The 20,538-nt window shown below is 71.3% G+C and carries 18 protein-coding genes and 1 pseudogene; 8 read left to right on the forward strand and 11 right to left on the reverse strand.

Annotation, left to right across the window (positions count from 1 at the left end):
* Nucleotides 1–137: 137 nt before the first annotated feature.
* The 3 genes and pseudogenes from ABT004_RS05445 to ABT004_RS05455 all read left to right on the forward strand — a co-directional run.
* Nucleotides 138–1,379 carry an arginine deiminase gene (locus tag ABT004_RS05445; RefSeq protein WP_351331538.1) on the forward strand — a complete coding sequence of 414 codons (1,242 nt, stop codon included), beginning with the start codon at nucleotides 138–140 and terminating at the stop codon, nucleotides 1,377–1,379.
* Nucleotides 1,380–1,499: 120 nt separating this feature from the next.
* Nucleotides 1,500–2,495 (forward strand): ornithine carbamoyltransferase, encoded by a 996-nt coding sequence (argF, locus tag ABT004_RS05450; protein WP_351331539.1) that lies wholly within the window; start codon nucleotides 1,500–1,502, stop codon nucleotides 2,493–2,495.
* A 119-nt stretch (nucleotides 2,496–2,614) separates the two neighbouring features.
* Nucleotides 2,615–3,355 (forward strand): annotated as a pseudogene (locus ABT004_RS05455) (APC family permease); the annotation flags it as partial.
* A 9-nt stretch (nucleotides 3,356–3,364) separates the two neighbouring features.
* On the opposite strand, the gene ABT004_RS05460 reads toward ABT004_RS05455, so the two are convergent.
* Nucleotides 3,365–3,823 carry an ATP-binding protein gene (locus ABT004_RS05460; protein WP_351331540.1) on the reverse strand — a complete coding sequence of 153 codons (459 nt, stop codon included), beginning with the start codon at nucleotides 3,821–3,823 and terminating at the stop codon, nucleotides 3,365–3,367.
* Nucleotides 3,824–4,077: 254 nt separating this feature from the next.
* Here ABT004_RS05460 and ABT004_RS05465 point away from each other — a divergent pair, with 254 nt between their 5' ends.
* Together ABT004_RS05465 and ABT004_RS05470 are read left to right on the forward strand one after the other, a co-directional pair.
* Nucleotides 4,078–4,908 carry an enoyl-CoA hydratase family protein gene (locus tag ABT004_RS05465; RefSeq protein WP_351331541.1) on the forward strand — a complete coding sequence of 277 codons (831 nt, stop codon included), beginning with the start codon at nucleotides 4,078–4,080 and terminating at the stop codon, nucleotides 4,906–4,908.
* Between the two features lie 7 nt (nucleotides 4,909–4,915).
* Nucleotides 4,916–7,204 (forward strand): bifunctional salicylyl-CoA 5-hydroxylase/oxidoreductase, encoded by a 2,289-nt coding sequence (locus ABT004_RS05470; RefSeq protein ID WP_351331542.1) that lies wholly within the window; start codon nucleotides 4,916–4,918, stop codon nucleotides 7,202–7,204.
* Between the two features lie 831 nt (nucleotides 7,205–8,035).
* On the opposite strand, the gene ABT004_RS05475 is transcribed toward ABT004_RS05470, so the two are convergent.
* The 8 genes from ABT004_RS05475 to ABT004_RS05510 are packed head-to-tail and all read right to left on the reverse strand — an operon-like array spanning nucleotide 8,036 to nucleotide 15,835.
* The gene (locus tag ABT004_RS05475; protein WP_351331543.1) at nucleotides 8,036–9,256 is read right to left on the reverse strand and encodes a sulfate adenylyltransferase subunit 1; all 1,221 of its coding nucleotides are present in this window, start codon (nucleotides 9,254–9,256) and stop codon (nucleotides 8,036–8,038) included.
* 26 nt (nucleotides 9,257–9,282) lie between these two features.
* On the reverse strand, nucleotides 9,283–10,191 hold the full coding sequence (gene cysD / locus ABT004_RS05480; protein WP_351331544.1) for a sulfate adenylyltransferase subunit CysD: 909 nt from the start codon (nucleotides 10,189–10,191) through the stop codon (nucleotides 9,283–9,285).
* Nucleotides 10,188–10,745, reverse strand: a complete 558-nt coding sequence (gene cysC / locus ABT004_RS05485; RefSeq protein ID WP_351331545.1) for an adenylyl-sulfate kinase — start codon at nucleotides 10,743–10,745, stop codon at nucleotides 10,188–10,190. The genes cysD and cysC overlap by 4 nt, the downstream gene beginning before the upstream one ends.
* The gene (locus ABT004_RS05490; protein ID WP_351331546.1) at nucleotides 10,742–12,001 is read right to left on the reverse strand and encodes a glycosyltransferase family 4 protein; all 1,260 of its coding nucleotides are present in this window, start codon (nucleotides 11,999–12,001) and stop codon (nucleotides 10,742–10,744) included. The genes cysC and ABT004_RS05490 overlap by 4 nt, the downstream gene beginning before the upstream one ends.
* On the reverse strand, nucleotides 11,998–12,435 hold the full coding sequence (locus ABT004_RS05495; RefSeq protein ID WP_351331547.1) for a hypothetical protein: 438 nt from the start codon (nucleotides 12,433–12,435) through the stop codon (nucleotides 11,998–12,000). The genes ABT004_RS05490 and ABT004_RS05495 overlap by 4 nt, the downstream gene beginning before the upstream one ends.
* On the reverse strand, nucleotides 12,432–13,313 hold the full coding sequence (locus ABT004_RS05500) for a sulfotransferase family protein (RefSeq protein WP_351331548.1): 882 nt from the start codon (nucleotides 13,311–13,313) through the stop codon (nucleotides 12,432–12,434). The genes ABT004_RS05495 and ABT004_RS05500 overlap by 4 nt, the downstream gene beginning before the upstream one ends.
* Nucleotides 13,314–13,371: 58 nt before the next feature.
* Complete coding sequence (locus ABT004_RS05505) at nucleotides 13,372–14,190, reverse strand: PaaX family transcriptional regulator (protein WP_351331549.1); 819 nt, start codon at nucleotides 14,188–14,190, stop codon at nucleotides 13,372–13,374.
* A 4-nt stretch (nucleotides 14,191–14,194) separates the two neighbouring features.
* Nucleotides 14,195–15,835 carry an AMP-binding protein gene (locus ABT004_RS05510; protein WP_351331550.1) on the reverse strand — a complete coding sequence of 547 codons (1,641 nt, stop codon included), beginning with the start codon at nucleotides 15,833–15,835 and terminating at the stop codon, nucleotides 14,195–14,197.
* A 150-nt stretch (nucleotides 15,836–15,985) separates the two neighbouring features.
* Between ABT004_RS05510 and ABT004_RS05515 the strand changes: the two genes are divergently transcribed.
* Genes ABT004_RS05515 through ABT004_RS05525 form a run of 3 tightly spaced genes read left to right on the forward strand, consistent with a single transcriptional unit; the run spans nucleotide 15,986 to nucleotide 18,399 of the window.
* Nucleotides 15,986–17,116, forward strand: a complete 1,131-nt coding sequence (locus tag ABT004_RS05515; protein ID WP_351331551.1) for an acyl-CoA dehydrogenase family protein — start codon at nucleotides 15,986–15,988, stop codon at nucleotides 17,114–17,116.
* Entirely contained in the window at nucleotides 17,113–17,517 is a 405-nt protein-coding gene (locus ABT004_RS05520) for a RidA family protein (protein ID WP_351331552.1), read from the forward strand. The genes ABT004_RS05515 and ABT004_RS05520 overlap by 4 nt, the downstream gene beginning before the upstream one ends.
* Before the next feature lie 27 nt (nucleotides 17,518–17,544).
* Entirely contained in the window at nucleotides 17,545–18,399 is an 855-nt protein-coding gene (locus tag ABT004_RS05525) for an alpha/beta fold hydrolase (protein ID WP_351331553.1), read from the forward strand.
* Between the two features lie 145 nt (nucleotides 18,400–18,544).
* On the opposite strand, the gene ABT004_RS05530 is transcribed toward ABT004_RS05525, so the two are convergent.
* The gene (locus ABT004_RS05530; RefSeq protein ID WP_351331554.1) at nucleotides 18,545–20,074 is read right to left on the reverse strand and encodes a UDP-N-acetylglucosamine 1-carboxyvinyltransferase; all 1,530 of its coding nucleotides are present in this window, start codon (nucleotides 20,072–20,074) and stop codon (nucleotides 18,545–18,547) included.
* A gap of 67 nt (nucleotides 20,075–20,141) precedes the next feature.
* Nucleotides 20,142–20,495 carry a hypothetical protein gene (locus ABT004_RS05535; protein WP_351331555.1) on the reverse strand — a complete coding sequence of 118 codons (354 nt, stop codon included), beginning with the start codon at nucleotides 20,493–20,495 and terminating at the stop codon, nucleotides 20,142–20,144.
* Between the last annotated feature and the right edge of the window lie 43 nt (nucleotides 20,496–20,538).

Below are 20,538 nucleotides of genomic sequence, written 5' to 3' on the forward strand. Positions count from 1 at the left end.
GCCCCCAACCCCGGGGGCCCGCCCCCCCCCCCCCCCCCCAAAACGGCGGGGGGGGGTTCAATGCCGGGCTTTCGCGCGGGGGGGGGGGGGCCCCCCCCCCGGGGCGCAACCGCCGTGCGGCGGGTAAGGATGGCTGCATGGGATTCCACGTCGACTCCGAGGCCGGCCGCCTGCGCCGAGTGATTCTGCATCGGCCCGATCTCGAGCTGAAGCGGCTCACGCCGAGCAATAAGGACCAGCTGCTCTTCGACGACGTGCTGTGGGTGCGCCGGGCCCGCCAGGAACACGACGGTTTCGCCGACGTGCTGCGCGACCGGGGCGTCAACGTGCACCTCTTCGGCGACCTGCTCACCGAGGCCCTGGACGTCGACGCCGCCCGCGGCCTCGTCCTGGACCGCGTATTCGACGAGAAGGAGTACGGCCCGCTGGCCGCGGGCCATCTGCGGGAGGCCTTCGAGACGCTGCCGTCCACGGAACTCGCCGAGGCGCTCATCGGCGGGATGACGAAGCGCGAGTTCCTGGCGGCGCACCCGGAGCCGACCTCCGTGCGCTTCCACGTCATGGAGCTCGACGACTTCCTCCTCGGCCCGCTGCCCAACCACCTGTTCACGCGCGACACCTCGGCCTGGATCTACGACGGGGTGTCCATCAACGCGATGCGGTGGCCCGCCCGGCAGCGCGAGACCGTCCACTTCGAGGCGATCTACCGGCACCATCCGCTGTTCCGGGACGCGGCGGAGGACGGGGGCTTCCACGTCTGGTCCGAGGGGCAGGCGGACTATCCGTCGACCATCGAGGGCGGCGACGTCCTCGTCATCGGGCGGGGCGCCGTCCTCATCGGGATGAGCGAGCGGACCACGCCGCAGGCCGTGGAGATGCTCGCGCACAAGCTGTTCGCGGCGGGCTCGGCGCGCACCATCGTCGCCCTCGACATGCCGAAGCGGCGGGCCTTCATGCACCTCGACACGGTCATGACGATGGTCGACGGCGACACGTTCACGCAGTACGCGGGGCTCGGCATGCTGCGCTCGTACACCATCGAACCGGGCACGTCCGGCGCGGAGTTGAAGGTCACCGACCATCCGCCCGAGCACATGCACCGGGCGATCGCCGCCGCGCTCGGACTCCCCGAGATCCGGGTCCTGACCGCGACACAGGACGTGCACGCCGCCGAGCGCGAGCAGTGGGACGACGGCTGCAATGTGCTCGCCGTCGAGCCGGGCGTCGTCGTCGCGTACGAGCGGAACGCCACGACGAACACGTTCCTGCGCAAGCAGGGCATCGAGGTCATCGAGATCCCGGGGAGCGAGCTGGGCCGCGGCCGGGGCGGGCCGCGCTGCATGAGCTGCCCGGTCGAGCGGGACGCGGTGACCGGCTGAGCAGACAGACCCATGAAGAGAAGTGCCCATGAAGAGACGTACCCATGAATAGAAATGTGGAACATCGTATAGACTTCCACTGTCCCGATCCCGTCCCCGAGTCACGCGCAGGAGCCCCGTATGAACCTCACCGGCCGCCACTTCCTCAAGGAGCTGGACTTCACCGCCGAGGAGTTCCGAGGCCTCGTCGACCTGGCCGCGGAGCTGAAGGCGGCCAAAAAGGCAGGGGCCGAGCCGCAGCACCTCAAGGGCAAGAACGTGGCGCTGATCTTCGAGAAGGCGTCCACGCGTACGCGCTGCTCCTTCGAGGTCGCGGCCGCGGACCAGGGCGCGTCGACGACGTACATCGACCCGGCCGGCTCGCACATCGGCAAGAAGGAGTCGAGCAAGGACACCGCGCGTGTGCTCGGCCGGATGTTCGACGCCATCGAGTTCCGGGGTGACGAGCAGTCCATCGTCGAGACGCTCGCCGAGTACGCGGGCGTGCCGGTCTACAACGGCCTGACCGACGACTGGCACCCCACGCAGATGCTCGCCGACGTGCTCACGATGACCGAGCACAGCGCCAAGCCGCTCACCGACATGTCCTTCGCCTACCTCGGCGACGCCCGGTTCAACATGGGCAACTCCTACCTCGTCACCGGCGCCCTGCTCGGCATGGACGTCCGGATCGTCGCGCCCAAGGCCTACTGGCCGGCCGAGGAGGTCGTCGCCAAGGCCCGTGAGCTGGCCGCCGCGAGCGGTGCCCGCATCACCCTCACCGAGTCCGTCGAGGAAGGCGTCGCGGGCGCGGACTTCGTCCTCACCGATGTCTGGGTGTCGATGGGCGAGCCCGAGGAGATCTGGGACGAGCGGATCAAGTCGCTCGCGCCGTACGCCGTCACGATGGACGTGCTGCGCGCGACGGGGAACGCGGACGTGAAGTTCCTGCACTGCCTCCCCGCCTTCCACGACCTGGGCACCAAGGTCGGCCGCGAGATACACGCCAAGTACGGCCTGGAGTCCCTCGAGGTCACCGACGAGGTCTTCGAGTCGGAGCACTCCGTCGTCTTCGACGAGGCGGAGAACCGGATGCACACGATCAAGGCCGTCATGGTCGCCACGCTCGGCCAGTAGCGACAAGCCGCACATTCACCTTCGCAGCGACAAAACCGCACATTCACTGAGCAACCGTTCAAACTGGTGGAGCCGGAACACCCTCTCCGGCCCCACCGGCACGCGGCCCCACGAAGGACGGCATGGCCGGCGTCACCTCCGGTGGCTCGCTCGCCTTCTTCTCGTACATCGGTTTCGACGCGGTCACCACGGCCGGCGAAGAGGTCAAGAACCCGCGGCGGAACATCCCCCTCGCCATCCTGATCTGCATCGGCATCGTCACGCTGCTCTACGTCGCCGTGGCCGTCGCCGCCATCGGCGCGCTCGGTGCGGGCGCCGTCGGGGACAAGCCGGCCGCGCTCTCCCTCGTCGTCGACCAGGTCACCGGGTCGACCGTCGGCGGCGGCGTCATCGCCTTCGGTGCGGTCGTCGCCATCGCCTCGGTCGTCCTCGCGGTGATGTACGGGCAGACCCGGATCCTGATGTCGATGTCCCGCGACGGGCTGATCCCGCGGGTCTTCGAGCGGGTCTCCCCGAAGACGCACACGCCGGTCGCCAACACGTGGATCGTCGCGACCGTCTTCGCGGTCCCGGCCGCGTTCTCCTCGCTCGACGCGGTCGTCAACCTGACCACCATCGGCACGCTCGCCACCATGGTCGCCGTGAACATCGCGGTGATCGCGCTGCGCCCCTCGCACCCCGGTCTGAAGCGCTCGTTCCGGGTGCCGCTGTACCCGGTCAGCCCGATCCTGGGCGTCGGCTTCTGCCTCTACCTGATCTGGGGCACGGGGTGGACGACGTGGGGCCAGTTCGCGGTGTTCCTCGTCGTGGGCGCGCTCGTGTACGCGCTGTACGGCCGCCGCAACTCGCGGCTCGGTTGAGGGGCGGCCCTACGCTTCGGACGCCGGGCGCTGTGCCGGCACCAGAGGGGGAAGCGTGAACCACACCGCCTTGCCGGAATCGGTGGGGCGGTGCCCGCACGACGAGCTGAGCGTGCGGATGAGGAGCAGGCCGCGGCCGTGCTCCTGCCAGGGGTCGGGCGGCCCGTCGTCCTCGGGATTGGTGAGGTCGGAGGGCGGCGCCGGGTCCGTGTCGTGCACCTCGACCTGACAGCCGGAGTCGAGCAGCTCCACGACCAGCTCGATCGGTGTGTCCCCCGTCGTGTGCTCCACCGCGTTCGCCACCAGTTCCGCCGTCAGCAGCTCCGCCGTGTCCGCGTCGGCGGCCGGTGAGTCGATCTCCGACAGCGCGGTCCGCACGAGGGCACGCGCGACGGGCACGGCCGCGACTGTGTGCGGCAGGGCGATGCGCCACGACGTGGGCGTAGGTGGACCGGGGAAGGGAGTCACGGCGGAATCCTGGGGGCGGAGGGCGCGTATGCGGCTCGGGGACGGGCTCGGAGGAACGGGCTCAAGGGGGACTGTCCTGCGTTCAACCTTATGAATGGTACGGCGTGGGGCGAAAGAGGCTCTCGTCGGTGCGGGCCGGGACGTCCGACCCTTTCTCCGTTATCGCGCACTCGTGACGGCAGTCACGATGCGGTGATACGGTCGACAGGTCTCGCCCCTCCTCGGCACGCCCGCGACCTCGCCGGAGGCAACGCATGAGTCCCTTCACCGGCTCCACCCCCCGTACCGACTCCTGGCAGCACCTGACGTACGCCGTGGACGAGAGCGGCGTCGCCACCGTCACGCTCGCCCGCCCCGAGAAACTCAACGCGCTCACCTTCGGCGCCTACGCCGACCTGCGCGACCTCCTCGCCGAGCTGTCCCGGACCAAGTCCGTGCGCGCCCTCGTCCTCGCCGGCGAGGGTCGCGGCTTCTGCTCGGGCGGCGACGTCGACGAGATCATCGGCGCCACGCTCTCCATGGACACCGCACAGATCCTCGACTTCAACCGGATGACCGGGCAGGTGGTCCGGGCCGTGCGCGAGGCCCCGTTCCCGGTGATCGCCGCCGTGCACGGGGTCGCGGCCGGGGCGGGCGCGGTCCTCGCGCTCGCCTCCGACTTCCGCGTCGCCGACCCGAGCGCCCGCTTCGCGTTCCTGTTCACGAAGGTCGGGCTCTCCGGCGGCGACATGGGCGCGGCGTATCTGCTGCCCCGCGTCGTCGGCCTCGGCCACGCCACCCGCCTGCTGATGCTCGGCGACGCGGTCCGCGCGCCCGAGGCCGAGCGCATCGGCCTGATCAGCGAGCTGACCGACGAGGGCAGGGCCGACGAGGCCGCGCTCGCTCTCGCCCAGCGCCTCGCCGAAGGGCCCGCCCTCGCGTACGCGCAGACGAAGGCGCTCCTGACGGCCGAGCTGGACATGCCGCTCGCCGGGGCCATCGAGATGGACGCGGCCACGCAGGCGCTGCTCATGCACGGCGAGGACTACGCCGAGTTCCACGCGGCGTTCACCGACAAGCGCCCGCCGAAGTGGCAGGGGCGGTGACCGGCTGATGACCGTACGCGCCCGGCGCATCGCCGTCATCGGAGGCGGCCCCGGCGGCCTGTACGCCGCGGCCCTCCTCAAGCGCCTCGACCCGGACCGCGAGATCACGGTCTGGGAGCGGAACGCCCCGTACGACACGTTCGGCTTCGGTGTCGTCCTGTCCGACGAAACCCTTGGTGGAATCGAGCACGCCGACCCGGTGGTCTACCGGGCGCTCCAGGGCGAGTTCGTGCGCTGGGACGACATCGACATCGTGCACCGTGGACAGCGCCACACCTCAACTGGACACGGTTTCGCGGCACTTGGCCGCCGCAGGCTCCTGGAGATCCTGCACGACCGCTGCCGCGAACTGGGCGTGGACCTGCGCTTCCAGGAGGAGGCGCCGCCGATCGCCGAACTCCGGGACATGCACGACCTGGTGATCGCCGCCGACGGTGTGCACAGCAAGACCCGCGAGACGTACGCCGACGCGTTCGGGCCGCACATCGAGGAGCACCGCAACCGCTACATCTGGCTCGCCGCCGACTTCGCGTTCGACGCCTTCCGCTTCGACATCGCCGAGACCGAGCACGGCGTGATGCAGCTGCACGGATACCCGTTCAGCGAGAGCGGGTCCACGGTCATCGTCGAGATGCGCGAAGAGGTGTGGCGGGCGGCCGGTTTCGCGGACATGGACGTACGCGAATCGATTGATGCCTGCGTACGGATCTTCAAGGACGCGCTGGGAGGGCGCGCACTGAAGACCAATAATTCCTCTTGGCTCACCTTCCGCACGGTCGTCAACGACCGCTGGTCGCACGGCAATTGCGTGCTCATCGGCGACGCCGCGCACACCGCGCACTTCTCCATCGGCTCCGGTACGAAGCTCGCCGTCGAGGACGCGCTCGCGCTCGCCGCGTGCCTGACCGAGCAGCCCACGACCGGCGCGGCGCTTGCCGCGTACGAGGAGGAGCGCAGGCCCGTCGTGGCGTCGACGCAGCGGGCGGCGCGGGCCAGCCTCCAGTGGTTCGAGGAGCTGGGCCGCTATCTGGACCAGCCGCCGCGCCAGTTCGCGTTCAACCTGCTGACGCGCTCGCGCCGGGTGACGCACGAGAACCTGCGGCTTCGGGACGCGGGGTTCACGGAGTCGGTGGAGCGGGAGTTCGGCTGTCCCGAGGGCACGCCGCCGATGTTCACGCCGTTCCGGCTCGGAGGCCTTGAGCTGCGCAACCGGGTCGTGGTGTCACCGATGGACATGTACTCGGCGGTGGACGGGGTACCGGGCGACTTCCACCTCGTGCACCTGGGGGCGCGGGCTCTCGGCGGCGCCGGTCTGGTCATGACGGAAATGGTGTGCGTGAGCCCGGAGGGGCGCATTACGCCGGGGTGTGCGGGGCTGTACGCGGATGACCAGGCGGAGTCCTGGCGCAGGATCGTGGACTTCGTCCACACGCGGGCGCCCGGTACGGCGATCGGAGTGCAGCTCGGGCACTCGGGCCGCAAGGGTTCCACGCGGTTGATGTGGGAGGGCATGGACGAGCCGCTCCCTGACGCGGACGACAACTGGCCGCTGGTCGCGGCGTCCGCGCTCCGCTATCGGCCGGACAGTCAGTTGCCGCGCGCGCTGACGGCGACCGAACTGGTGGGTGTACGCGCGCAGTTCGTGGAGTCGGCGCGGCGTGCGGCGGACGCGGGCTTCGACCTCCTCGAACTCCACTGCGCGCACGGCTACTTGCTGTCCGGTTTCCTGTCCCCGCTGACGAACCGGCGCACGGACGCGTACGGCGGGTCGCTGGAGGGTCGGCTGCGGTTCCCGCTGGAGGTCTTCGACGCCGTACGCGAGGTGTGGCCGGACGAGCGGCCGATGACGGTGCGGATCTCCGCCACGGACTGGGCGGAGGGCGGCACCAGTGCGGAGGAGGCCGTGGCGATCGCCCGCGCCTTCGCCGCGCATGGGGCCGACGCGATCGACGTGTCCACGGGGCAGGTGGTCTCGGACGAGCGGCCCGCGTTCGGGCGCTCCTACCAGGTGCCGTATGCGGATCGGATCCGGGCGGAGGCCGGGGTCCCGGTCGTGGCCGTCGGCGCGATCTCGTCTTGGGACGACGTCAACTCCCTTGTCCTGGCGGGCCGTACGGACCTGTGTGCACTGGCGCGTCCGCACCTGTACGACCCGAACTGGACGTTGCACGCTGCCGCGGAGCAGGGGTATGCGGGGCCGGGGGTCGGGTGGCCCCGGCAGTACGGTGCGGGGAGCCGGCGGCCGCAGACGGGGCGGTTGGATGCGCCGAAGCCGAGGTTGGTGCTGCCCGGGTGACGGGGTCGGTGCCGTCGTCCTGTCTGCGCGGCACCGGGGTTTTGCGGCGGTGCCGGGGTGGCGCGTCTGGCGACGGTTGCGCGGCACCGGGATTTTGCGGCGGTGCCGGGGTGGCGCGTCTGGCGACGGTTGCGCGGCACCGGGATTTTGCGGCGGTGCCGGGGTGGCGCCTCGGGTATTGGTTACGCGGCACCAGCCCTTCCCCGGGTGCGCCGGTGCCGGCTCAGCTCCCACCCGCCCGCCCCCTCCGGGGGCTTCGGCCCGTCCGGGCCCAGGGGCTGTGCCGGGGCTGCCGCTCGTGGTGACCGATGCCCGCACCGGGGTTCGGGCCTTGCCGTGGGCGACGCCTGCCGTTCTGGTCGCGCGGCACCGGGGTGCCGCCTTGCCCACTCTGCCGCCCAAGGCGGCAGATTGCCCAAGGCGGCGGGGCGGTCGGCCGTGATGGGTGGGGAGCCGTGCCGGTGGTGGATTGTTCAAGGCGGCGGGGTGGTCGGCCGTGATGGGTGGGGAGCCGTGCCGGTGGTGGATTGTTCAAGGGGGCGGGGTGGTCGGCCGTAATGGGGTGGGAGTCGTGTCGGTGGTGGATTGCCCATGGCGGCGGCGGTCGGCCGGATGCGGGGGCCGTACCCCGTGTGGCCGACGCCCCCGGAGGGGGCGGGTGGGTGGGAGATGGGCGGGTGCCATCAAGGCCCCGCAGCGGGTGCGAATTTCAAGCCCCGCCGGCGATTGAGGCGCGGGGTCCGGGGCGGAGCCCCGTGGCGTCAGGGTGACGGGGATCCAACCCCGTGGCGCCCCGTGGCGCCCCGTGGCGCCCCGTGGCGCCCCGTGGCGTCAGGGTGTCGGTTCGGGCGGTCCCGCCGTTCCCGCCATTCCCGCCGTCAGCGTCGTCCCGTCCGATGGGTCGACCAGGAGGAAGGAACCCGTTGGTCGCACCGCGGCATAGGCGTCCAGTGCCAGTGGCTCGGCCGTGCGTAGGGCCACCCGGCCCAGGTCGTTCGCCGTCAACTCGACCGCGTCCCCGAGGGATTTGACGATGGCCTGGACCGTGCGTGTCGTGTGGCGCACCAGGACCCGCTGACCCACCCGCAACGGCCGGTCCGCCACATGGCACACCGCCGCCCGCACATCCCGCGTCACAGTCGGCGCCCGGTCGGCGGACGGTGTGATCAAGTCGCCGCGGGAGACGTCGAGTTCATCGGAGAGCCGCACCGTGAGCGAGGTCCCGGCATGGGCCTCGTCCACCGGCGTGCCGAGAACGTCGAGGCCCGCGATCGTCGACGTACGGCCCGACGGGTGCACCGTCACGGCGGAGCCGACCCGGAGCGTCCCCGACGCCAACTGGCCCGCGTAGTGACGGGATTCGCCGTGCCGGATGACGCACTGGACCGGGAAGCGGGTCGGGGCCGAAGGGGATGCGACGGTCGTCGGGACCGTTTCCAGGTGTTCCAGGACCGTCGGGCCGCCGTACCAGTCCATGCGCGCGGAAGGGTCCACCACGTTGTCGCCCGCGAGCGCCGAGATTGGGATCGCGGTGACCGTCGGGATTCCCAACCCGTCGGCGTGCGTGGTGAATTCGGACGCGATTGCCGCGAAAGCGGACTCCTCGTACCCGACGAGATCCATCTTGTTCACGGCGAGGAGCACATGCGGGACACGCAGCATCGCGGCGATCGCGGCGTGCCTGCGCGTCTGCTCGACGACCCCGTGCCTGGCGTCGACCAGGACGATCGTCAGCTCCGCTGTGGACGCGCCCGTCACCATGTTCCGCGTGTACTGCACATGCCCCGGCGTGTCCGCGAGAATGAACCGCCGCCGGGGTGTGGCGAAGTACCGGTACGCGACGTCGATCGTGATGCCCTGCTCGCGTTCGGCGCGCAGGCCGTCCGTGAGCAGCGCCAGATCGGGCGTGCCGGTACGGGAGATCGACTCCAACTGGTCGGCGAGCACCGACTTGGAGTCGTGCAGGAGGCGACCCACGAGCGTGGACTTGCCGTCGTCGACCGACCCGGCCGTGGCCAGCCGCAACGTGCCCACTTCAGTAACACCAGACATGGATACAGACACAGAACCAGGCATTTCTAGAAGTATCCTTCGCGCTTGCGGTCTTCCATGGCCGCCTCGGACAACTTGTCGTCGGCGCGCGTGGCGCCCCGTTCGGTGAGCCGGGAGGCCGCGATCTCCGCGATGACCTGGTCCAGGGTCTCGGCGTCGGAGTCGACCGCGCCGGTGCAGGACATGTCGCCGACCGTGCGATAGCGGACCCGCCGCTTCTCGACCGACTCGCCGTCCTTCGGGCCGCCCCAGTCGCCGGCGGACAGCCACATGCCGCCCCGGTCGAAGACCTCGCGCCGGTGGGCGAAGTAGATCTCCGGCAGCTCGATGCGTTCGCGGGCGATGTACTGCCACACGTCCAGCTCGGTCCAGTTGGACAGCGGGAACACGCGGACGTGCTCGCCGGGGGCGTGCCGGCCGTTGTAGAGCTGCCAGAGTTCGGGGCGCTGGCGGCGCGGGTCCCACTGCGAGAACTCGTCGCGCAGCGAGAACACCCGCTCCTTCGCCCGCGCCTTCTCCTCGTCCCGGCGCCCGCCGCCGAACACGGCGTCGAAGCGCTCGTACCGGATGGCCTCCGTCAGCGGCACCGTCTGGAGCGGATTGCGCGTCCCGTCGGGGCGTTCGCGGAGCACACCCCGGTCGATGTAGTCCTGTACGGACGCCACATGGAGTGTCAGCCCATGTGCGGCGACCACACGGTCCCGGTAGGCGATGACCTCGGGAAAGTTGTGCCCCGTGTCGACGTGCAGCAGCGGGAACGGCACCGGCGCGGGCGCGAACGCCTTCAGCGCCAGATGCAGCATCAGGATCGAGTCCTTGCCGCCGGAGAACAGAATCACCGGCCGCTCGAACTCGCCCGCCACCTCACGGAAGATGTGCACGGCCTCGGATTCGAGGGTGTCCAGGTGGCTCAGTGCGTACGACGTGTCGCTCACACCAGACCCCTCGCCGCGAGGACCGCCCGCACCGAACCCGCTGACTCCTGCGGTGTCTGGTGCTGCGTCTCCAGCGCCAGATCCGGGTCCACCGGAGCCTCGTACGGGTCGTCGACCCCGGTGAGCCCCTTCAACTGCCCGGCGGCCTGACGTGCGTACAGGCCCTTCACGTCGCGCTCGCTGCACACCTCGACCGGCGTCGCGACGTGCACCTCGATGTACGGGGTGTCGCTGGAGGCGTGCCGCTTGCGCACGGCCTCCCGGCTGTCCGCGTACGGCGCGATGACGGGGACGACGGCGAACACCCCGTTGCGGGCGAGGACTTCGGCGACGAGGCCGATGCGCTGCACGTTCGTGTTGCGGTCCTCGCGGCTGAAACCGAGGCCCGCCGAGAGGAAGCGGCGGATCTCGTCGCCGTCGAGGACCTCGACGCGCAGGCCCTCCGCGCGCAACTGCCCGGCGAGGGCGCGCGCCACGGTCGTCTTGCCGGAACTGGGCAGCCCGGTGAGCCAGATGGTGGCTCCCTGCGGGCGGCCCGTGGTGGCCGTCGTCATGCGTGAAGTCCTTTCGCGGTGCCGTCGGTGCCATCGGTGCCGTCGGAGCCGTCGGCGGCCCGCACCTCGTGGGTCTTGGTCAGTTCGGTGAAGAGGGCCTCCCAGCGCGGGTGAACCGCGTCGGGGCCGTAGGCCGCCGCCGTGAGCACGGCCGCCGTGCCCATCTCCGTACGCAGCTCGCGGTCGCCCATGAGGCGGGCCAGGGCGTCGGCGAGGGCGTCGGGGTCCTGCTCGGGCACGAGCAGCCCGTCCACGCCGTGCGTGAGTACGTCGGCGGGGCCCGTGGGACAGTCGAAGGAGACCACGGGGAGGGCGTGCGCCATCGCCTCGATCATCACCATCGGCAGTCCCTCGAAACGGGAACTCAGCACGTACAGCGAGCACTTGGCGAGTTCGTCGTCCAGCTGGTCGCTGTGTCCCATCAGCAGGACGTGGTTGTAGAGGTGGTGCTCCTCGATCAGGGCGCGCAGCTGCGCCTTCTTCTCGCCGCTGCCGTAGATGCGCAGCTGCCAGTCCGGGAAATCCTGGACGAGCTTGGCCCACGCGGGGATCAGCAGGTCGAAGCCCTTCTGCGGGAAGAGCCTGCCGGCCGCGACCGCGATCTTCGAGGCGTGGTTCGCCGGGACCTGGTCGAGGGAGTGCACGGCGTTCGGGATCCGCACGACGCGCGTGCCGGGCAGCAGCCGCGCGTACTCGCCGCGGTCGCGCTCCGTCAGTACGGCGACGGCCGCGAAGCACTCGTACGTCTCGAGGATGCGGCGCTGTACGTCGGGGCGGTGCGTGCCGTGGTTCATGTGCTCCTGCGCCACCCGCACCACGCCGTTCGTGGCGTGCGCGGCGGCGAGGAAGTTCAGGGCGGGGCGCGTCGTGACGAGCACGCCGTCGGTGAGCGAGCGCAGGTAGTCGCCGAGGGCCAGTTCCAGGCGCCGGTCGAAGTACCGGTGGCCGAACTCGCCGCGCGGGATCTCACGCGCGGGCGTCGCGGCGAGGCGGTCGCGCCTGCGGGCGTGCCACCAGCCGCCGATCCCCGGCTCGGTGGCCTCGGGGGCGGCCCCCTCCCGCAGATCGACGACCGTCGTCACCGGCACCCGCTCGTCCAGCGGGAACTGCAGGGCCTCGCGCCGCCGCACGGCGCTGACGATCTCGACGTCCCAGCCCGCGGCGGCAAGGGAGTTGGCCTGGTTGAAGACGGTGCGGATGGTGCCGCCGCGCCCGTAGGCGTGCAGCAGCAGGTACCGGATTGGGGTGTTCCTCATGCGCGGCGCTCCGGCGACAGTGCGCGGCACTCCAGCGACAGGTTGTCCTCGACGGTGAAGTACGGCCGTACGCCGAACCCCGCCCCCGGCACCGCCTGCCGCGGATAGACGTAGATCGCCTTCTTGCCGCGGATGTCGTCGAGCCGCCGCCCGACGCGCAGCCTCGACGCGCCGTCCGTCAGATGCAGGTCCCACTGGTCGGCGCCGCTGAACCCGTCGTCGTACGCGGCGAGATCGGCCACGTCCCACGCGCAGCTGAACCGCGCACCGTCCAACTCGGCGTCGTACGCGAGTACTTGGTCACCGCTGGAGCGTCGCGTCACCGTCAGCCGCCACCCGTCGGTGGCCCCATCGCTCAGTCCGACCAGCCGACCGACGACCCCGATCCGCCCGTCTCGCGGCCACACTTCCTCGACCTCGGCCCGGGGCTTCACTTCAGGTACCCCCACGCCTTGCAGATGGGCCGCAGCACCTCGGGGATCTCGTCGTCCTTCGGCAGCTCGCGGCCCGCCTGCACGCTGCCGCTGCGGATCTTGTCCCGCCAGTCGCCGAGTCCCTTCTGGACCTGCGTCTCGTCGCGGGCGCCGTACTCCAGCATCGAGGGCTCGAAGTCGACCCCGAGGAAGGCGCACAGGGCGCGCATCTTGCCCTCCGGATCGGCCGTGAGCTCCTCGTAGCGCAGGGTGTGTCCGCCGGTGATGCCCTTGCGCGCGTTGTCGACGGCCTTCATGTAACGCAGGGCGTCCGCGCAGGCCTCGTCGTACGTGCGCTTCTCGGGGTCGCCCTCGTGCCAGGACTGGGCGATGGAGACGGGATGCCGCAGCAGGAACACGAATCCGGCGTCGGGCCAGCAGTCGCGGATCCGCCGGTAGGCGAAGGCGTTGCTGGGGGTCTTCTCGACGATGAAGTCCTTGCCGGACCTGGTGAGTTCACGGTGCAGGACGCGATCCCACAGCAGGTGCTCCAGGTCGCCGCGCCCCAGGTCGAGCGCGTCCATGGCGCGCTGCGACAGCTTGCTGCCGTAGCCGACCTCGAGGCGCCGGATGTGCAGCTCGTGCGGGGCGTGCAGGCGCGGGTGGGCGTCGAGCAGCATCCGCAGCAGGGTCGAACCCGAGCGCACCGGCGACATGATGAAGACGGGCCGCCGCAGCAGCCGGTCGGTCGCCGGGTCGTCGGTACATCGGTAGTCCGGGGCGGGCGGCTTCGCCGGTGACTTCTTGGCGAGGGGCTCGGCCGGCTTCGCGGACGCGCGGCGCACCTGGAGGCCGGTGGTGGCGGTCAGCGCCCGGTTCATGTTGCGCATGAGACTCATGAGAACCGACGCTAAGCGGGCATTCTGAGAGGATCTGTGGAGGAACCTGAGGGTTGCCTTAGTGCGTCGGTGCGTGGGCGAACTCCGCCCCCGCCGCCCGCAGCCGCTCGTCCAGCGCCCGGAACACCTCCGCCGCGCGCACCCCCGGCCAGTCCTCCGGCAGCAGTTCCGGCGGCAGGCTCGGGTCCGCGTAGGGGAGGTGGCGCCAGGAGTCGAGGGCCAGGAGGTAGTCGCGGTAGGCCTCGCGCGGCGGGGTTTCGGGGCGGGGCTGCCAGGCGCGCAGCACCGGCTCGTGCTCGTCGAGGAACGCCTCGTGGAGCTTGGCGAGGGCGGCGAGGTCCCACCAGCCGGCCACCGCGTCGGCCGTCGCCGCGAAGCCCAGGTGTTCGCCGCGGAACAGCTCCACGTACCCGGCGCAGCCGATGCGCTCCAACGTGTGCCGGGTCTCCTCGTAGACGCCGAGGGGCGCGAGCCACACGCCGGGCGCCGCCGTGCCGAAGCCGAGCCCTGTGAGTGTGGAGCGCAGTACGTGCCGCTTGGCACGCTCGGACTCCGGGACGGAGAACACGGCGAGCACCCAGCCGTCCCGCGCGTTCCCCGTTCCGTAGATGCGGCGGTCGCCGTCGTCGAGGAGCTGGCGGGCGTCGTCGGAGAGCGCGTAGCCGGCGGCGCCGCTCGCGGTGCGGGCCGGGAGCAGCAGGCCGCGCCGCTTCAGGCGGGACACCGCCGAGCGGACGGACGGGGCGTCGACGCCGACCGCGCCGAGCAGCCGGATCAGCTCGGCGACCGGCAGCGGCCCCGGCAGGTCGCGGCCGTAGGCGCCGTACAGGGTGACGATGAGGGAGCGGGGGGTGTGGGACGTGGGCTGCTCGGACACGCGATCACTCTACGGCCGAGGGCTCACGGAGCCGGAACCGCTGGAGCTTTCCCGTGGCCGTGCGCGGCAGCGCGTCCAGGAACTCGATCGCGCGTGGACACTTGTAGGGGACGAGTTCGGCCTTCACGAACTCGCGCAGGCCGTCGCCGTCCTGCCGCGCCCCCGGCCGCAGCACCACGTACGCGACGGCGACCTGTCCGCGCTCCTCGTCGGGGCGCCCGACCACCGCCGCCTCCGCCACGTCCGGGTGGCGCAGCAGCGCGTCCTCCACCTCCGGGCCCGCGATGTTGTACCCGGCGGAAATGATCATGTCGTCGGCGCGGGCCACGTACCGGAAATAACCGTCGGCCTCGCGGACGTACGTGTCCCCGGTGACGTTCCAGCCGTGCTGTACGTACACGGTCTGCCGCTCGTCGGCGAGGTAGCGGCAGCCGACGGGGCCGCGCACGGCAAGCAACCCCGGTTCCCCGTCCGCGAGTTGGCGGCCTTCGGTGTCGACGATGCGGGCCTCCCAGCCGGGCACGGGAACGCCCGTGGTCCCGGGCCGGATCGCGTCGTCGGCCGCCGAGATGAAGATGTGGAGCAGTTCCGTCGCACCGATCCCGTTGATGATCCGGAGCCCGGTCGCCTCCTGCCAGGCCTGCCAGGTCGCGGCGGGCAGATTCTCGCCCGCGGACACGCAGCGGCGCAGCGAGGAGATGTCGTGCGAGGGGTCATCGGCGAGCGCGCCGAGCATCGCCCGGTACGCCGTCGGCGCGGTGAACACGACCGACACCCGGTGCTCGGCGATCGCGGGCAGCAGCTTCTGCGGGCCCGCCTGTTCGAGCAGCAGCGCCGAAGCTCCCGCTCGCAGCGGAAAGATCACGAGGCCGCCGAGCCCGAACGTGAAGCCCAGCGGCGGGCTCCCCGCGAACACGTCGTCGGGCCCTGCCTTCAGTACGTGCCGCGCGAAGGTGTCCGCGACCGCGAGCACGTCCCGGTGGAAGTGCATGCACCCCTTGGGGCGCCCGGTGGTCCCGGAGGTGAAGGCGATCAGCGCGACGTCGTCGGCGGAGGTCTCGGCGGCCTCGAACGCCGCCGGTTTCCCGGCCGCCCGGTGCAGCAGGTCGTCGGCCCCGTCCCCGCCGAACGTGGTGATGCGCAGCCCCGGCACCTCCGCCTTCGCCAGGTCGTCGACCGACCGGACGTCGCACAGGGCGTGCCCCACCTGCGCGATCCCGCACACGGTGGCCAGCTCGCTCGCCCGCGCCTGCGCGAGGACGGTCACGGCGACGGCCCCGGCCTTCATCACGGCGAGCCAACACGCCGCGAGATACCGGGTGGTGGGGCCGCGCAACAACACCCGGTTGCCGGGGACGACGCCCAGGTCATCGGTGAGCACGTGCGCGATTCGGTCCACCGTCGCCTTCAACTCCCCGTAGGACCAGGGGGTTCGGCCGGGGGAGTGGAAGGCGGGGCGGTCCGCGCCGTGCCGCTCCACGGTGGCGTCGAGGAGTTCGGAGCCGCAGTTCAGTCGCTGGGGGTAGCGCAGCTCGGGCAGCTCGAAGGTGAGGCCCGGCCACAGCTCGGCGGCCGGCAGATGGTCGCGCGCGAAGGTGTCGACGTGCCCAGAAGGAAGCAGTGGGCTGGGCGGATGGTGGGTCATGGCCTGGCGCCCCCTCGTGGTGAGTGGCTCGCATGCCGTCGCCGGGTGAGGCGGCGCGCATCGAGCGTATCGTGATGGTGACGACAGTCAACGGGGCGCGATACGGTTCTTGTGTGAGGCCGGTAGGCAGTCGTGAGAGGAGCACCACGTATGGGGACATTCTCGCTCGAACCGGAGCAGCTCGCGTGGTGTGGCGAGCTACGGGCCCTCGCGGCCGACCGTCTCGCCCCGCTCGCAGAGAAGGGGGAGCCGGGCCGCGTCAACCGCCCTGTCGTCGCCGAGCTCGGCCAACTCGGTCTCCTTGAGCGCCTGTTCACATCCGGCGCGCTCGACCTCTGCCTTCTCCGGGAGTCCCTGGCCCGCGTCAGCACGGAGGCCGAGACGGCGCTCGCGTTGCAGGGGCTGGGGGCGCACCCGATCCACGTGTACGGCAGCGCGGCGGTGCGCGAGCGGTGGATTCCGCAGGTGGGCGCGGGCCGGGCCGTGGCGGCGTTCGCGCTGAGCGAGCCGGGGGCGGGCTCGGATGCGGCGGCGCTGTCCCTGGAAGCCGCGCCCCACGGCGACGGCTGGCGGCTCACCGGCGAGAAGTGCTGGATCTCGAACGCTCCCGAGGCCGACGTCTACACCGTCTTCGCCCGCACCACCCCCGGCGCGGGCGCACGCGGAGTGACGGCCTTCGCGGTCCCCGCCGACCGTCCGGGCCTGACCGGCGAGCACCTCGACATGATCTCCCCGCACCCCATCGGCGCGCTTGCCTTCGACGGCGTCCCGGTGACCCGCGACGACCTGCTCGGCGAGGTCGACGCCGGGTTCCGCGTCGCGATGAACACCCTCAACCTCTTCCGTCCAAGCGTCGGCGCCTTCGCCGTCGGCATGGCGCAGGCGGCCCTCGACGCGACCCTCACGCACACCGCGGAGCGGGAGGCGTTCGGCGCCCCGCTGAAGGAACTCCAGACGGTGGCCCACCAGGTCGCCGACATGTCGGTACGGGTGGAGTCCGCACGCCTCATGGTGTACGCGGCGGCGTCCGCGTACGACGAGGGCGCCCCGGACGTGCCGCGCCGCGCGGCCGCCGCGAAGCTCATCGCGACGGAGGCGGCGCAGCAAGTCGTCGACGCGGCCGTGCAGTTGCACGGGGCGCGGGCGCTGCGCCGCGGCCACGTCCTGGAACACCTGTACCGCGAGGTCCGGGCGCCCCGCATCTACGAGGGCGCGTCCGAGGTCCAACGGGCCATCATCGCCCGCGAGTTGTACAAGGCCCACACGAAGGGATCGGCGTGAGCAGCGACGTGGAGCGCGTCAACCCGCCCGAACTCTCCCCGCCCACCGGCTTCTCCCACGCCGTCGTCGCGACGGGCGGCCGACTGGTCATGCTCGCGGGCCAGACGTCCCTGGACGCCGACGGCAAGGTGGTCGGGGCCACCCTCCCCGCCCAGTTCACCCGCGCCCTGACGAACCTGCTCACCGCCCTGCGCGCGTCCGGCGGCACACCGGAGCACCTGACGCGCGTCACGGTCTACGCCACGGACGTCGCGGAATACCGCGAGCACGCCCGCGAACTCGGCCGGATCTGGCGCGAGTTGGCGGGCCGCGACTACCCGGCGATGGCCGTGATCGGCGTGACCCGACTCTGGGACGAGGAGGCCAAGGTGGAACTCGACGGGATCGCCGTCCTGCCATGAAGCCCACGGGCGCCTAGGCTCGACCGCATGACCCAGCAGACGGAACTCTCGGTGGTGGACCTCTCCGTGGGCCCGATCGCGTACGAGGACTCGGGAGGCGACGGCACGACCGTCGTCCTCCTCCACGGGCTGGCCCAGAACGGCACGGTGTGGCGGCGCGTCGTCGACGAACTCGGCACGTCCGCGCGGTGCATCGTGCCCCACCTTCCGTACGGGAGTCAGCACACACCCGTGCGCCCTGGTGCCCAAATCACCCCGCAATCCGTGGCGTTGCTGATCGGCGAGTTCGCCGACGCGCTCAAGCTGGGCGACGACACGGTGTTCGTGGAGAACGACGCGGGGCGCCTCCAGCAGCTCGCCGCGGAGCGCCCCGACCGGGTGGGGCGCATGGTCATCGCGGGCTGCGAGGCCTTCGACAACTATCCGCCGGGCCCGGCGGGCAAGCTCCTGGACGTCATGTCCCGGGTGCCCGGCGGCATCACCCTCCTCGTCCGCACGCTCTCCGTCCGGCCCCTGCGCCGCATGCCCGGTACGGGTTACGCGGTGATGTCGCAGCGACCGGTGCCGCACGAGATGATCGACGACTGGATCGAGCCCCTGCGCAAGGACCCGGCGGCGCGCCAACTCCTCCTCCACTACCTCCGCTCCGGCGTGAAGACGGAAATGATGGAGGCGGCGGACGCGCTCCGCGCCTACGACCGGCCCGCGCTGGTGGTCTGGGGCAAGCAGGACCGCATGATGCCGTTGGCCCACGCCCGCCGCTTGGCAGACCTGCTCCCGCAGGGCCGCCTGATCGAACTGGACGACTGCGGCACGCTGATCCCCCTGGACCAGCCACGCGCCCTGGCGGCGGCGATCCGGGAGTTTATTGCGGCCACGTAGCGCCCGGGCCGCGGAGCTCTGCCCCGGCCCCCGCTGCTCAAGCCCCGCCGGCGATTGGTTTTTCCAGCCCCGCCGGCGTTTGAGGCGCGGGGTCCGGGGCGGAGCCCCGCGGCCGCAACGCCGGTGCCCCAGGGGCTTGATGGGCTCAGATGTCCCGGAACGTCTCGATCTGCGCGCCGACGGAGTTGAGCCGCTCCGCCAGCTCCTCGTACCCCCGGTTGATCACGTACACGTTGCGCAGCACCGACGTGCCCTCCGCCGCCATCATCGCCAGCAGCACGACCACGGCGGGCCGAAGCGCGGGCGGGCACATCATCTCGGCGGCGCGCCACCGTGTCGGCCCCTCGACCAACACCCGGTGCGGGTCGAGGAGTTGGAGGCGCCCGCCGAGCCGGTTCAGGTCCGTGAGGTAGATCGCCCGGTTGTCGTAGACCCAGTCGTGGATGAGGGTCTTGCCCTGGGCCGACGCCGCGATCGCCGCGAAGAACGGCACGTTGTCGATGTTCAGGCCGGGGAACGGCATCGGGTGGATCTTGTCGATGGGCGCTTCGAGCTTCGACGGCCGGACGGTGAGGTCGATGAGCCGCGTCCGCCCGTTGTCGGCCGGGTACTCCGCGGAGCGGTCGTGGTCGAGCCCCATCTCCTCCAGGACCGCCAGCTCGATCTCCAGGAACTCCACCGGCACGCGCTTGACCGTGAGTTCGGACTGCGTGACGACGGCCGCGGTCAGCAGGCTCATCGCCTCGACCGGGTCCTCGGACGGCGAGTAGTCCACGTCGACGTCGATGTGCGGCACGCCGTGCACGGTGAGCGTGGTCGTGCCGACGCCCTCGACCTCGACGCCCAGCGCCTCCAGGAAGAAGCACAGGTCCTGGACCATGTAGTTGGAGGAGGCGTTGCGGATGACCGTGGTGCCGTCGGCGCGGGCGGCGGCGAGCAGCGCGTTCTCGGTCACGGTGTCGCCGCGCTCGGTCAGCACGATGGGGCGGTCCGGCGCGGTGCCCGGATGGACCTCCGCGTGGTAGAGGCCCTCGGTCGCCGTGATGTCGAGGCCGAAGCGGCGCAGCGCGATCATGTGCGGCTGGATGGTGCGGGTGCCGAGGTCGCAGCCGCCGGCGTAGGGCAGCTTGAAGCGGTCCATGCGGTGCAGGAGCGGGCCGAGGAACATGATGATCGACCGGGTGCGGCGGGCCGCGTCGGCGTCGATGGCGTCCATGTCGAGCTTGGCCGGCGGCACGATCTCGAGGTCCGCGCCGTCGTTGATCCAGCGGGTGCGGACGCCGATCGAGCCGAGTACCTCCAGAAGGCGGTACACCTCCTCGATGCGGGCGACCCGGCGGAGCACGGTGCGGCCCTTGTTGAGCAGCGAGGCGCACAGCAGCGCGACACACGCGTTCTTGCTCGTCTTCACTTCGATCGAACCCGACAGCCGGCGTCCGCCGACCACGCGCAGGTGCATCGGTCCCGCGTACCCGAGGGAGACGATTTCACTGTCGAGGGCTTCGCCAATTCGAGCGATCATCTCAAGGCTGATGTTTTGGTTCCCGCGCTCGATGCGGTTCACCGCACTCTGGCTGGTGTTGAGTGCCTCCGCAAGCTGCGACTGCGTCCAGCCCCGGTGCTGCCGGGCGTCGCGGATGAGCTTGCCGATACGTTCGAGGTAGTCGTCTGCCATGGCGACAGGTTATCTCAGATATGAGATGCCGCATGTGGAGGGACTCGGGGCTGGCCGACGCGACGCCTCACGCATCCGTCACACAGTCCACGTCACATCCCCGCGCGGCGAACCGCTCGCGCAGCGCGGCGGACGCCTCGTACCTGGTGGCGTCCGGAAACCCGAAGTGCTCCTCCATCAGCTCCAGCACATCCGCGACGGTCACGATCGCGGGCTCCCCGTCCCGTGCCCGCCGCCGCGCCTCGGCGATGGCCATGTCGGAGGCCCGCCGCAGCGCCACCGGATAGCGGCGACGCTCGTATGCCTCGGCCCGTGCCTGGTTCCAGGGTTCCGTTGTCCGCCCCGTGACGGCGAGGTAGAGCAGAAAGGCGAATCCCGCGGCCAGAGCCGCCGCAAGCACTCCGGTCCACCACAGGTTCATTGGCCCCACCCCCGCGCCGCCGAGCCTAGCGCTGGTGCCCCGC

This window comes from Streptomyces sp. NPDC002790, assembly GCF_040295505.1.
In the GTDB taxonomy this organism is placed as follows: domain Bacteria; phylum Actinomycetota; class Actinomycetes; order Streptomycetales; family Streptomycetaceae; genus Streptomyces.

Bases quoted from the DNA above. Each gene is read 5' to 3' on its own strand.
- ABT004_RS05445 (WP_351331538.1), top strand. From the start codon at position 138: ATGGGATTCCACGTCGACTCCGAGGCCGGCCGCCTGCGCCGAGTGATT.
- argF (WP_351331539.1), top strand. From the start codon at position 1,500: ATGAACCTCACCGGCCGCCACTTCCTCAAGGAGCTGGACTTCACCGCC.
- ABT004_RS05465 (WP_351331541.1), top strand. From the start codon at position 4,078: ATGAGTCCCTTCACCGGCTCCACCCCCCGTACCGACTCCTGGCAGCAC.
- ABT004_RS05470 (WP_351331542.1), top strand. From the start codon at position 4,916: ATGACCGTACGCGCCCGGCGCATCGCCGTCATCGGAGGCGGCCCCGGC.
- ABT004_RS05475 (WP_351331543.1), bottom strand. From the start codon at position 9,256: ATGTCTGGTGTTACTGAAGTGGGCACGTTGCGGCTGGCCACGGCCGGG.
- cysC (WP_351331545.1), bottom strand. From the start codon at position 10,745: ATGACGACGGCCACCACGGGCCGCCCGCAGGGAGCCACCATCTGGCTC.
- ABT004_RS05490 (WP_351331546.1), bottom strand. From the start codon at position 12,001: ATGAGGAACACCCCAATCCGGTACCTGCTGCTGCACGCCTACGGGCGC.
- ABT004_RS05500 (WP_351331548.1), bottom strand. From the start codon at position 13,313: ATGAGTCTCATGCGCAACATGAACCGGGCGCTGACCGCCACCACCGGC.
- ABT004_RS05510 (WP_351331550.1), bottom strand. From the start codon at position 15,835: ATGACCCACCATCCGCCCAGCCCACTGCTTCCTTCTGGGCACGTCGAC.
- ABT004_RS05515 (WP_351331551.1), top strand. From the start codon at position 15,986: ATGGGGACATTCTCGCTCGAACCGGAGCAGCTCGCGTGGTGTGGCGAG.
- ABT004_RS05525 (WP_351331553.1), top strand. From the start codon at position 17,545: ATGACCCAGCAGACGGAACTCTCGGTGGTGGACCTCTCCGTGGGCCCG.
- ABT004_RS05530 (WP_351331554.1), bottom strand. From the start codon at position 20,074: ATGGCAGACGACTACCTCGAACGTATCGGCAAGCTCATCCGCGACGCC.
- ABT004_RS05535 (WP_351331555.1), bottom strand. From the start codon at position 20,495: ATGAACCTGTGGTGGACCGGAGTGCTTGCGGCGGCTCTGGCCGCGGGA.